We start from the raw sequence: 12,437 nt of genomic DNA on the forward strand, positions 1-12,437 counted from the left end.
TGTGCACCAGTGTCCGTCGTCGAACAAAACATCGGCTGGATGAAGGCCAAGCGCTGTGACACGAACGCGTGTGTCGAGGTGGCGCTGATCGGTCAGGACATCGCGCTGCGCGACTCGAAAGATCCGTCCGGGCCGGTTCTACGCTTCACCCGCCAGGAGTGGGACGCCTTCGTCGCGGGGGTGGGGGCGGGCGACTTCGCATTCGAATGAGAGCCGTCCGAACGGACCCGCTGTCCCGATGGGGGCGGCGGGTCCGTTCTGCTTGTGCCAATCCGATTCATCGGCCCGGGACGGCTTCGATCGGCTTGTACATTGAAAGGCCAGCCATCGATGGGAGGGTCGACCCATGGCTTCGGACAGTGGCCGCGTCGAATGGCGCATCGGCACCTATTGCGACACCAGTGCCTGCGTCGAGGTGGGCATCGGCGAGGACGGGATCCGGGTGCGCAGGGCGCGCACGGACGGTCCGGTCGTCGTCTTCACCCGCGCGGAATGGGCGGCGTTTCTGCAGTCCGCGAAGGCGGGCGAGTTCGATCTGTGACCGCCCGGCGCCGGATGACCGCCATCGCCGCCGGTCACCGAGCGGCGTCGGCTCCGCGCGCGGTGCTCACCAGTTCCTCCAGAACTGGAACAGCTGGAAGCCGAGGCCCACGGCTTCGAGCGGGATTCCGGACACGTCGAGGAAGAAGAACGTCGCCTCGTCGAACAGCCACCGGACCTGGTCGAGATAGAGCAGCAGGAAGACCAGCAGGATGCCGAACGGCTTGATCTTGTTGCCGACGTGGCGGGCGGAGTCCGACAGGTAGGGCTCGATCGTGCCCCAGCCGTCCAGACCCGGGATCGGCAGCAGGTTGAGGATGGCGGCCGCGACCTGCAGATATGCCAGCAGGGAAAGCCCGGCCCAGAACGCGGCCTGCGGCTGCGAGACCAGGAACAGCGAATCCGGACCCGCGATCGAGACGACCGTCAGCAGGACCGCCGCGGCGACGATGTTCACCGTCGGGCCGGCCAGCGAGACCATGGCGTCGCGGAAGCGGTTGCGCAGCCGGTGCGTCTCGATCAGCACCGCCCCGCCGGGCAGCGGCAGCCCGCCGATGAGCAGCACGAGCAGGGGCAGCAGCAGCGTCAGGACCCAGTGGCCGTACCGGCGTGGATCCAGTCGCAGGTATCCCTTGGCGGCGACGGTGTCGTCACCGCTGTGGTGCGCGGTCAGCGCGTGCGCGAACTCGTGCAGGCACAGCGTGACCAGCCAGCCCGAGAGCACGAAGACGAACACGGTCAGCGTGGCGGGGCCGAGCCCCGCCCAGGTCGCGGCGGCGCCGGCCACCATCAGCGCGACGAGCGTCAGGAAGATCCAGGAGATGCCGCGGCGCTGCGGGCGCACGCCGCGGGGGCGGGGGGTGCGCACCGGACGGAGCACCGGCCTGCGCAGCTCGCGCTTCACCTCGTTCTCGACCGCGCGGGCGCGGCGGCTCCAGTCCTCTTCGGCCGCCAGCCGGTCCAGTGGATCCTCGTGCTCCCTGCCGCTCATGCCGGGCAAGGCTACCCGAGCGGGACGGGCGTGCGGGGACCTCGCGACTGTCGGTGTGTGCTGCGAACATCGGGGCATGAGCGAGACGGTTCTCACCCGGCGGCAGGCGTCCGATGCGGTCACCGGGCTCGGCTGGCGGTTCGTGCTCGGCGCTGTGCAGGCGGTGGTCCGGGTCGCGTCGGCGGCCCAGGCGGTCGACGTGGCGGCACGGGCGGTCGCGGCGGCCGGCCCCGGCACCGACGACCGCCTGCGTCTCGACCTGCGCGGCGACCGGGTGCTGCTGACTGTGCAGCGTCCCGGCACCCGCCCCACCGCCGCGGAGACGGAGCTCGCGGCACGGATCTCGGCCGCGCTCGACGGAGCCGGGTACACCGTCGACGCCGTGGCCGGTCCGGGGCGCACCGTGCAGGCGCTGGAGATCGCGATCGACGCGATGGACATCGCCGCGGTGCGCCCGTTCTGGCAGGCCGTGCTGGCGTACGCCGAGGAGCCCGACGGGTCGCTGGCCGACCCGTACGGCCAGGGGCCCGCCGTGTGGTTCCAGCAGATGGACCGCCCGCGCCCGCAGCGCAACCGCATCCACCTGGACGTCTCCGTCCCGCACGACGAGGCCGACCGCCGGATCGCGGCGGCGCTCGCGGCGGGCGGCCGGCTCGTCTCCGACGGCGAGGCCCCCGCCTTCCACGTCCTAGCCGACCCCGAAGGCAACGAAGCCTGCATAACCACCTGGCAAGGCCGCGACTGACCCACCGACCGCGCTCACCTGTGGCCGTCCCCCCATCCCGGGCTGATCATGAACTTATGGCACGGCTCGACGGTGTGTCGCCGCCCTGACCTCATGATCGACGGGTGGGCGGGCCGCTCGTCGTGGGCCATGGTCATCAGGAAGTTGTGGGCATGACGCGCCGTCGAACCGTGCCATAGTTCATGATCAACCCGGGGTGGGGCGGGGGTGGGGGCATGGGAGGGGGAGTGCAAGGGGTTGCGGGGGGTGGGTTGGTTTTTGCATGGTGGGCTGTAAGATGCGCGTGTGACGACGAGCAGGCTTTCGGCGGTGGCGAAGTTCGCGGGGGTGTCCGAGGCGACCGTGAGCCGGGTGCTGCGGGGCAAGCCGGGGGTGTCGCAGGGGACGCGGGACTCCGTGCTGACCGCGCTGGACGTGTTCGGGTTCGCGCGGCCGGAGCCGGTGCGCAGTGAGCGGGCGCGGCTGATCGGGCTCGTCGTGCCTGACCTCAGCAACCCGATCTTTCCGGCGTTCGCCGAGGTCATCGGGGTGTCGCTGATCCAGCGCGGGCTGGTGCCGGTGCTGTGTACGCGGACCTCCGACGGGGTGTCCGAGGCGCACTACATCGAGATGCTGCTGGCGCAGCAGGTCGGTGGGATCGTGTTCGTGGGCAGCAGCTATGCCGATGCGGGGCCGGCGGCGATCCGGCAGTTGACCGAGCGCAAGCTGCCCATAGTGCTGATCAACGCGGCGGACGAGAACCTGGGCGTGGCGCGGATCTGCGTCGACGACGCGGGCGCGGCCGAGCAGGCGCTGGCGCACCTGGCCGGGCTGGGGCACGAGCGGATCGGCCTGGTCCTCGGGCCGGTCGGGCACGTGCCGTCGGCCCGCAAGCTGGCCGGGTTCGCGCGGTTCTGGGAGGAGCGGGGGGAGACCCGCTGGCGGCGCTGGGTGGATCACACCGTGTTCACCGTCGAGGGCGGCCGCGGCGCGGCGAACCGGCTGCTCGCGGCCGGGGTCACCGGGCTGGTGTGCGCCAGTGACGCGCTCGCTCTGGGCGCCGTGCGCGCGGTGCGCAAGCAGGGCATGGAGGTGCCCGACGACGTGTCGGTGGTCGGGTTCGACGACTCGACGTTCATGGGCGTGACCGATCCGCCGCTGACCACGGTGCGCCAGCCGGTGCGCGCGATGGCCGGCGCCGCCGTGCTCTCGCTGCTGTCGCAGCTGGAGGGCCGTCCGGCGGCGGCGGAGGAGGTCCTGTTCGACCCCGAGCTGATCGTGCGCAGCACGACCGGCCCCTGCCCCGTCCCGGCGTGACCGGCCGGGTTCTCCCACCACCGCCCGTCGAGACCGGCCTGGTCACCCGGGCTGTCGCGCACCGGGGCAGCCGTCGTGACGGGGTCTTGTCGTGCGCGCCCGACCGGCGCGACGGGGGCCTGTCGTCCGGCCCGACCGTCGGGGCGCACCCGGGGGCACGGTCGGCCCGCGCATGATCGTGCGACTTGCCTGGCACATGGGCGTACGAGCGTGCAAGATACGCCCACCTGCCTGGCAAGTCGGGTGATCGTGGCGGGGTGGGAGCGGTGACGATCTAGCGATCGCGCAGGTGGCGCCCTTCTTCGTCGATCATATCGATGCGTCACGAACTTGCGATGTAGTGCAAGCCGATGGCAGATGAGCCATCACGTTTTTGCGTCATCCTCTGGACTTCCGCGCGTCAGCGCGCCTATCCTTCTGCTCACGCCGCGCCGGTTAACCGCCGGGCGACGCGGCGGCAATGCGCGATTAACAACCGCTGCGCTGGTCGCCGCGGTGCAGCCGGGCCGGATGCGGCCCGGAGTGTGCATACAGAAGGGATCGGAACCGATGAACCGACGCATGTTCGGCCGGTCGCTGGCGGCAGCGCTGGTGGCCGGCTCGGCACTGCTCGGCGCCGCCTGCGCCAGCGAGGAGCCGGAGACCCCGAGCGGTCCGGTGAGCATCACCGTCAACGGCATGCCGCCGGCGACGGACGCGGTCAACCGCGCGAACTTCGAGGCTGACGTCAAGGCGTTCGAGGCCAAGTACCCGAACATCAAGATCAATGCCAAAGAGGGGTTCATGGACCCCCAGCAGTTCGCCACGAAGCTGGCCGGCGGGCAGCTGGAGGACGTCTTCTACGTCTACCTGACCGACCCGGCGGCGCTCATCGCCAAGCGCCAGGTGCAGGACATCTCGGCGCAGCTGGCCGAGTTCCCGTCGATCAAGGACGTCAAGCCGGACCTGATGAAGGTCTTCACGGACTCCGCGGGCAAGGTCTACGGCGTGCCGGTGGCCAACTACTCGCTGGGCCTGGTCTACAACCGGACGCTGTTCACCAAGGCCGGTCTCGACCCGGCGAACCCGCCGAAGACCTGGGAAGAGGTCCGCGAGGCGGCCAAGAAGATCACCGCGCTGGGCAACGGCATCGTCGGCTACGGCGACTACAGCAAGAACAACACCGGCGGCTGGCACTTCACCGCCGAGATGTACTCGATCGGCGGCGACGTCGCGGTCAAGGACGGCGAGACCTGGAAGGCCGCCTTCAACAACGACAAGGGCAAGCAGGTCCTGCAGCAGCTCAAGGACATGCGCTGGACCGACGACACGATGGGCCAGCGCCAGCTGCTGGAGTGGGCCGACCTGCTGCAGATGATGGCCTCCGGCAAGCTCGGCATGTACGTCGGCTCTGCGGACAACTTCCCGGTCATCGTGAACCAGTACAAGGCCAAGTACGAGGACTTCGGCCTCGGCGGCATCCCGGGCGGCCAGGGCACCCTGGGCGGCGGCGACGGCTACATGTTCAAGGCCGGCCTCAGCCCGGAGAAGATCAAGGCCGGTCTGACCTGGCTGTCCTTCAAGGGCGGCGCGCTCGACCCGGACCGCATCGCGGCCGACAACGAGAAGGCGGCCGCCAAGGGCCAGCCGGTGGGCCTGCCCCAGCCGAACATCTGGACCGGCGCCTCGCTGGCCAAGTGGGAGGAGGCGACCAAGAAGCACGCCAACATCCCGTCGGAGAACTTCGGTCCGTTCCTCGCCTCGGCCGGCTCCATCCCGCTGAAGCTGGAGCCGCCGCTGGCGCAGCAGATCTACGCGGTGCTCGACACGGCCATGCAGAAGGTGCTCACCGACAAGAACGCGGACATCAACGCGCTGCTTGCCGACGCCGAGAAGCAGGTCAACCAGATCCTGACCGCGGTCAAGTGAGGTAACGTCCCGGGCCGTTCGCGGCACGGACGAGCAGCTCGCGGTGGGCCACCGGACCGGTGGCCCACCGCGGGGGCCGCCGGGAGGGCGATCTTTCGGCACGCCTCGCAGCGGCAGGGGCCGGGTTCAGCAGCACGAGAGGGAGCACGACGATGACGGTGATCGCGCCGGAACCCACGGCAGCGGTGACACGGGGGACGGGCGGGCGCGCCGGTGCGCCCACGGATCCGGGCCGGGCCCGGATGGCGCGGCTGCGCCGCAAGATCGGGGACAACCTGCAGGCGTACGCCTTCCTGGCGGCGGGCCTGCTCTGCTTCGGTCTGTTCTCGTGGTGGCCGCTGGTCAAGGGCATCGTGCTCAGCTTCCAGCAGGACAACTTCGTCACCGACCCGATCTGGGTCGGGTTCGACAACTACCGGGCCGTCCTGGACGACCCGCTGTTCGGCGTCGCGTGGCTGAACACGCTGGAGTTCACCGGCCTGGCGCTGCTGTTCGGGTTCGCGATGCCGTTCGTGATGGCGCTGATCATCAACGAGTTCCGGCACGCCAAGGGCTTCTTCCGGTTCGCCGTGTACCTGCCGGTGATGCTGCCGCCGATCGTGAGCGTGCTGCTGTGGCAGTATTTCTACGATCCGGGCACCGGCCTGTTCAACGCGATCCTGTCCGGGGTGGGCCTGCCGACCTCCGACTGGACCCAGTCGCCGAAGATGGCGATGATCTCGCTGGTGCTGGTCTCGACCTGGGCCAACATGGGCGGCGCGACCATCATGTACCTGGCCGGCCTGGCCAGCATCCCCGGCGAGCTGTACGAGGCCGCCGAGCTGGACGGCGCCTCCATCTGGCAGCGCATCCGGCACGTGACCATCCCGCAGATGCGCTTCATCATGCTGGTCCTGCTGCTGCTGCAGATCGTCGCCACGATGCAGGTCTTCATCGAGCCGTACCAGCTCACCGGCACCACCAACAGCGAGACGATCACGGTGATGGTGCTGATCTACCGGTACGCGTTCACCGTCAACAACGACTTCGGCCTGGCCGCCGCGATGAGCGTGCTGCTGTTCATCGTGCTGGGCGCGTTCTCGGCCGTCTACCTGCGGCTCACCCGCAAGGCCGACTGAGAGGATCACCATGAGCTCCCTGACGCGATCCCTCGTCTCCGAGGCCGACCTGCGCCGCGGCAGCGGCCGCCTGATCTACCGGCTCGTGCTCGGCGCCATGGCGGTGGCCTTCACGCTGGCCTTCCTGTTCCCGCTGTACTGGATGGTCACCGGCGCGCTGAAGACGCCGATCGAGCTGGCGCAGACCCCGCCGACGCTGTGGCCGACGGAGTGGCACCCGGAGACCTACCTCGACGCCTGGCGCCGGCTGGAGATCGGCAAGTTTCTGGTCAACACCGCCTTCTACGCGCTGGGCGGCTGGCTGATCCAGCTGATCATCGACGTGGCGGCGGCGTACGCGCTGTCCAAGCTGCGCCCGGTGCTGGGCAACGTGGTGCTGGGCGGCATGCTGGCCAGCCTGATGCTGCCCGCCGCGGCGCTGCTGGTGCCCGCCTACCTGACCGTGGCCGAGGTGCCCATCTTCGGGGTGAACCTGCTCAACACCCCGTGGGCGCTGTGGCTGCCCGGCGCGGCCAACGCGTTCAACATCTACGTGCTCAAGCGCTTCTTCGACCAGATCCCCAACGACCTGCTGGACTCGGCGGGCATCGACGGCGCGGGCCGGTTCCGGCTGCTGTGGCACATCATCCTGCCGCTGTCGCGGCCGGTGCTCGCGGTCGTGTCGATCTTCGCGATCATCGGGTCCTGGAAGGACTTCCTCTGGCCGCTGCTGGTGCTGCAGGACCCCGAGGTCCAGACGATCAGCGTGGCGCTGAGCCGGCTGGCCAGCACCGGCCGGGTCACCAACAACGAGATGTTCGCGGGGCTGGCCATCGCCTCCATACCCATGGTGATCATCTTCATGGTCTTCCAGCGCAGCATCCTCAACGGCCTGTCCGCCGGAGCCCTCAAGGGCTGACCCACCGCTTCCGGCCGCACCCGCCCGGTGCGCGGCCGGACAGAGATCCGCTCACGCAGCGCCGCCCGGCTCGCCTGCCCGGGGGCCGGACGGTGCTGCCCGGAACACGGCCGCGGGCCGGGTTCCTCCGCCACGGGGGCGGGACGCGGACGGCTCCGGCACCCCGCCGGCGGCCGCGTCCCGAACAGACCGACGCAAGTGAAGGGAGTACGCAATGACGCTGCACCATCGCACCGCTGCACGGATCCCCGCTCGCACCCTGCTGGCCGCCGTCGCCGCGGCGGCGGTCACGCTGACCGCCGGCCTGCTAACGGCGCTGCCCGCATCCGCCGCGACCACCACGTACCAGGCCGAGTCGGCCGCGCTGGCCGGGGGCGCGGTCGTCGCCACCGACCACACCGGGTACACCGGCAGCGGGTTCGTCGGCGGCTTCACCGACGCCAACAGGGGCAACGCCCGCGCGACGTTCACCGTGAACGTGTCGGGCGCGGCGAGCCGCACGCTCACCCTGCGCTACGCCAACGGCACCACCCAGACCAAGACCCTGTCGCTGTACGTCAACGGCACCAAGCTGAAGCAGATCAGCCTCAACGCCACCGCGAACTGGGACAGCTGGGGCACCCAGGTCGAGACCGTGTCCCTGCCGAACGGCAGCAGCACGGTGGCCTACCGGTTCGACACCGCCGACTCGGGCAACGTGAACCTGGACAGCCTCACCGTCGCCGACCTCGCGACGCCGCCCGCGGGCCAGTACGAGGCCGAGTCGGCCGCGCTGTCCGGCGGCGCGACCGTCGCCGCCGACCATCCCGGCTACACCGGCAGCGGGTTCGTCGGCGGCTACACCGACGGCAACAAGGGCAACGCGAACACCGCGTTCACCGTGAACCGGCCCAGCGCGGGCGCGGCGACGGTGACCGTGCGCTATGCCAACGGCACCGGCGCGACCATGACGCTGTCGCTGTACGTCAACGGCGGCAAGCTGCGCCAGATCAACCTGCCCGCCACGGCGAACTGGGACACCTGGGGCAGCACGGCCGAGGCGGTCACGCTCAACGCGGGCAACAACACCATCGGGCTCAAGTTCGACAGCACCGACTCGGGCAACGTGAACCTGGACAACATCACCGTGTCCGGTGCGGCGTCCTCGCCGAGCCCCACCCCGACGCCGTCCACCAGCCCGTCGACGCCGCCCACGGGCGTGTCGTACGAGCTGGAGACCGGTTTCGTCTCCGGTGGCGCGTCGACCGCGGCGTCCACCGGCGGCTACACCGGCAGCGGGTACGTCGCCGGGCTGACCGGCACCGGCGCGCGTGTGATCCGCACGGTCGACGCGAGCACCGCCGGGGCGACCACGGTGACGCTGCGCTACACGAACACCAACGGGGCGGCCCGCACCGTGTCGGTGTACGTCAACGGCCTCAAGACCGGCCAGCTCTCGCTGCCCGCCGGGTCGGGCTGGCTGAACGCCGCGCAGAGCCTCACCCTGCGCGCCGGGCTCAACATCATCGGCTACCAGTACGACGCCGGCGACTCCGGCAACGTGCTGCTCGACAACGTCACCGTGGGCAGCGGCACCGCGCTGAACACGCGCGGCGCGACCGTGCCGTACACCGTCTACGAGGCGGAGTCCGGCAGCACCAACGCCTCGGTGATCGGGCCGAACCGGGCGTACCTGTCCGAGCCGTCCGAGGCGTCGGGCCGCCGCGCCGTGAAGCTGTCGTCCACCGGGCAGTACGTGCAGGTCACGCTGACCAAGCCGGCCAACGCGTTCGTGATCCGCTACTCGATCCCGGACAACGCGGCGGGCACCGGCACCACCGCGCCGCTCTCGCTCTACGCGGGCAGCACGAAGATCACCGATGTCAGCCTCAGCTCCACCTACAGCTGGGTGTACGGGGCCTACCCGTACAACAACAACCCGGCGGGCGGCGAGGCGCACCGGTTCTTCGACGACGTCCGGGTGCTGCTGCCCACGACGTACGCCGCGGGCACGGTCATCAAGCTGCAGAAGGACGCCTCGTCGAGCGCGGCCTACTACACCGTCGACCTGATCGAGGCCGAGGTCGCCCCGGCGGCGAACAGCCAGCCGGCCGACTCGCTGTCGGTGACCTCCTACGGCGCCGTCGCGGGCGACAGCGGCGACGACACCAACGCGTTCAACAGCGCGATCGCCGCCGCGCAGAGCCAGAACAAGGTGCTGTGGGTGCCGGCGGGCACGTTCCTCACGAACGCGCGGATGAACATCCAGAACGTGAGCCTGCGCGGCGCGGGCATGTGGCACACCGTCATCCGGGGCACCAACGGCAAGGGCGGCTTCTTCGCCACCGGGTCGAACGTGCGGCTGGCCGACTTCACCTTCAGCGGCGACGTGCGCTACCGCGACGACAGCGCGTTCGACGCCGGCATCGAGGGCAACTTCGGCACCGGCTCGCTGGTCAACCACGTCTGGATCGAGCACACCAAGGTCGGCATGTGGCCGTCCACCGGCACCAACGGCCTCTACGTCGTCGGCACCCGGATGCGCAACATCTTCGCCGACGGCGTGAACGTCAACGGCGGCGCGACCAACGTGCGGATCGACCAGAGCGCGCTGCGCAACACCGGCGACGACGCGCTGGCCATGTGGTCCAACTCGGCACCCGTCACGAGCAGCGCGTTCACCTTCAACACGGTGGCGCTGCCGATGCTGGCCAACGGCGCGGCGATCTACGGCGGCAACGGCAACCGGATCGAGGACAACCTGATCAGCGACTCGGTGTACGCCGGGTCGGGTATCGCGATCAGCACGTGGCACGGGGCGCTGCCGTTCAGCAACACCACGACGGTGGCTCGCAACACGCTGACCCGCACGTCCAGCTTCGAGCGCAACTGGAACTCGTCGCTGGGCGGGCTGTGGATCTACGCCGAGGCCACCGACATCACGGCCCCGGTCCAGGTCTTGGACGTCGACATCATCGACTCCACCTACCAGGGCATCCTGCTCAGCTTCCAGCGCAACATCACCAACCTCACGCTCGACCACGTCACCGTCAACGGCGCCGGGACGTACGGGATCGAGCTGAACGCCGCGGGCAGCGCGTACGTCACGTACGTCACCGTCTCCGGCGCCGCGAGCGGCGGGTTGATCAACCGGCTGGGCTACACGCTCAACCGCGGCCCCGGCAACAGCGGCTTCTGACCGAACGCAGCCCTTAGCAACCGAAGGCAGGTACCCGTGTTCCACAACGACGACCGCGACTGGTGGCGGCACGCCACCATCTACCAGGTCTACCCGCGCAGCTTCGCCGACGCTAACGGTGACGGCGTGGGCGACCTCGCGGGGATCCGCGCGAAGCTCGGGTACCTGCACTCCCTCGGCATCAACGCCATCTGGTTCAGCCCGTGGTACCCGTCCCCGATGGCCGACGCGGGCTACGACGTGGCCGACTACCGCGACATCGACCCGTCCTTCGGCACCCTCGCCGAGGCCGAGGCGCTGATCGCGGAGGCGCACGAACTGAACATCCGCACCATCGTCGACATCGTGCCCAACCACTGCTCCGACGCCCACGCCTGGTTCCAGCGGGCGCTGGCCGAGGGGCCCGGCTCGCCGGCCCGGGACCTGTTCTGGTTCCGGGCCGGCCGGGGCGAGCACGGCGAGCTGCCGCCCAACGACTGGACCTCGGTCTTCAACGGCCCCGCGTGGACGCGCGTCGCCGACGGCGAGTGGTACCTGCACCTGTTCGCGCCCGAGCAGCCCGACCTGAACTGGGAGAACCCGCTGGTGCGGGCCGAGTTCACCGACATCCTGCGGTTCTGGTTCGACCGGGGCGTCGACGGCATCCGCATCGACTCCGCCGCGATGTGCGTCAAGGACCCGGACCTGGCCGACTTCGACCCGGCCGCCCCGCCGACGCCGCACCCGTTCGTCGACCGGGACGAGATCCACGACATCTACCGGTCGTGGCGGGTCGTGGCCGACGCGTACGAGACCCCGCGCGCCCTGATCGGTGAGGTGTGGCTGGCCGACATCGACCGGTTCGCGCAGTACCTGCGCCCGGACGAGATGCACGCCGCGTTCAACTTCGACTTCCTCGGCTGCCCGTGGGACGCCAAGGCGCTGCGCCACTGCGTCGACGCGACGCTCGCCTCGCACGCCGGGGTCGGCGCGCCCAGCACCTGGGTGCTGTGCAACCACGACGTCACCCGCACGGTGACCCGCTACGGCCGGGCCGAGACCGGCTTCGAGCACGGCCTGCGCCAGGCTCGCCACCTGCTGCCCACCGACGAGGCGCTGGGCCTGCGCCGGGCCCGCGCGGCGGCGCTGCTCACCCTGGCCCTGCCCGGCTCGGTCTACGTGTACCAGGGCGAGGAGCTGGGCCTGCCCGACGTCGAGCGGCTGCCCGACGAGACCCGCCAGGACCCGATCTACCACCGCAGCGGCGGCGTCGACCCCGGCCGGGACGGCTGCCGCGTGCCGCTGCCCTGGTCGGCCGAGGGCACCTCGCACGGCTTCAGCCCGGCGGGCGCCGCCCCGGCCTGGCTGCCCCAGCCCGACTGGTCCCACCTCACCGTCGCCGCCCAGCAGGCCGACCCCGCCTCGATGCTGCGCCTCTACCAGACCGCGCTGGCCATCCGCGGCAGCGAGGCCGGTCTCGGCGACGGCCCGATGACCTGGCTCGACACCCGCGACGACGTGCTCGCCTTCACCCGCCCCGGCGACTTCACCTGCCTGGTGAACCTGTCCGCCGACCCCGTCGACCTGCCCGCCCACACCGAGGTCCTGCTGTCCAGCATCGCCCTCGACGGCGGGCGCCTCCCGTCGGACGCCGCCGTCTGGCTGCGTACCCCCTGAACCCCCGCGGCGGCGGTTGAGCGGACCGCCGCCGCGGGTCTTTGTGAGCTGGGACAACAAAGATTCCTTCCGAATCGCTTCCGCGCATTTTCCACACCGCCTTTACT

At 70.4% G+C, this 12,437-nt stretch carries 10 protein-coding genes; 9 read left to right on the top strand and 1 reads right to left on the bottom strand.

Translation table 11 applies throughout. From position 1 onward, the window contains the following. The first annotated feature begins 9 nt into the window (after positions 1–9). Entirely contained in the window at positions 10–210 is a 201-nt protein-coding gene (locus AB0J67_RS23145) for a DUF397 domain-containing protein (RefSeq protein ID WP_363485500.1), read from the top strand. Positions 211–346: 136 nt separating this feature from the next. Beyond that, positions 347–541 (top strand): DUF397 domain-containing protein, encoded by a 195-nt coding sequence (locus tag AB0J67_RS23150; RefSeq protein WP_363485501.1) that lies wholly within the window; start codon positions 347–349, stop codon positions 539–541. Between the two features lie 66 nt (positions 542–607). Here AB0J67_RS23150 and AB0J67_RS23155 read toward each other — a convergent pair whose 3' ends face one another. Next, on the bottom strand, positions 608–1,531 hold the full coding sequence (locus tag AB0J67_RS23155; RefSeq protein WP_363485502.1) for a site-2 protease family protein: 924 nt from the start codon (positions 1,529–1,531) through the stop codon (positions 608–610). Between the two features lie 76 nt (positions 1,532–1,607). Between AB0J67_RS23155 and AB0J67_RS23160 the strand changes: the two genes are divergently transcribed. From AB0J67_RS23160 to AB0J67_RS23190, 7 genes are all read left to right on the top strand, one after another. Then, the gene (locus AB0J67_RS23160; RefSeq protein ID WP_363485503.1) at positions 1,608–2,276 is read left to right on the top strand and encodes a VOC family protein; all 669 of its coding nucleotides are present in this window, start codon (positions 1,608–1,610) and stop codon (positions 2,274–2,276) included. A gap of 285 nt (positions 2,277–2,561) precedes the next feature. Next, positions 2,562–3,572 (top strand): LacI family DNA-binding transcriptional regulator, encoded by a 1,011-nt coding sequence (locus AB0J67_RS23165; protein WP_363485504.1) that lies wholly within the window; start codon positions 2,562–2,564, stop codon positions 3,570–3,572. Between the two features lie 549 nt (positions 3,573–4,121). Further along, the gene (locus tag AB0J67_RS23170) at positions 4,122–5,480 is read left to right on the top strand and encodes an extracellular solute-binding protein (RefSeq protein ID WP_363485505.1); all 1,359 of its coding nucleotides are present in this window, start codon (positions 4,122–4,124) and stop codon (positions 5,478–5,480) included. A gap of 152 nt (positions 5,481–5,632) precedes the next feature. Continuing rightward, positions 5,633–6,598 (top strand): sugar ABC transporter permease, encoded by a 966-nt coding sequence (locus tag AB0J67_RS23175; protein ID WP_363485507.1) that lies wholly within the window; start codon positions 5,633–5,635, stop codon positions 6,596–6,598. A gap of 10 nt (positions 6,599–6,608) precedes the next feature. Further along, entirely contained in the window at positions 6,609–7,496 is an 888-nt protein-coding gene (locus tag AB0J67_RS23180; RefSeq protein ID WP_363485508.1) for a carbohydrate ABC transporter permease, read from the top strand. 214 nt (positions 7,497–7,710) lie between these two features. Then, positions 7,711–10,674 (top strand): CBM35 domain-containing protein, encoded by a 2,964-nt coding sequence (locus AB0J67_RS23185; protein WP_363485509.1) that lies wholly within the window; start codon positions 7,711–7,713, stop codon positions 10,672–10,674. 36 nt (positions 10,675–10,710) lie between these two features. Then, entirely contained in the window at positions 10,711–12,330 is a 1,620-nt protein-coding gene (locus AB0J67_RS23190; protein ID WP_363485510.1) for a glycoside hydrolase family 13 protein, read from the top strand. The last annotated feature ends 107 nt before the right edge of the window (positions 12,331–12,437 follow it).

The sequence above is a fragment of the Catellatospora sp. NPDC049609 genome (assembly GCF_040675365.1).
Taxonomy (GTDB): Bacteria; Actinomycetota; Actinomycetes; order Mycobacteriales; family Micromonosporaceae; genus Catellatospora.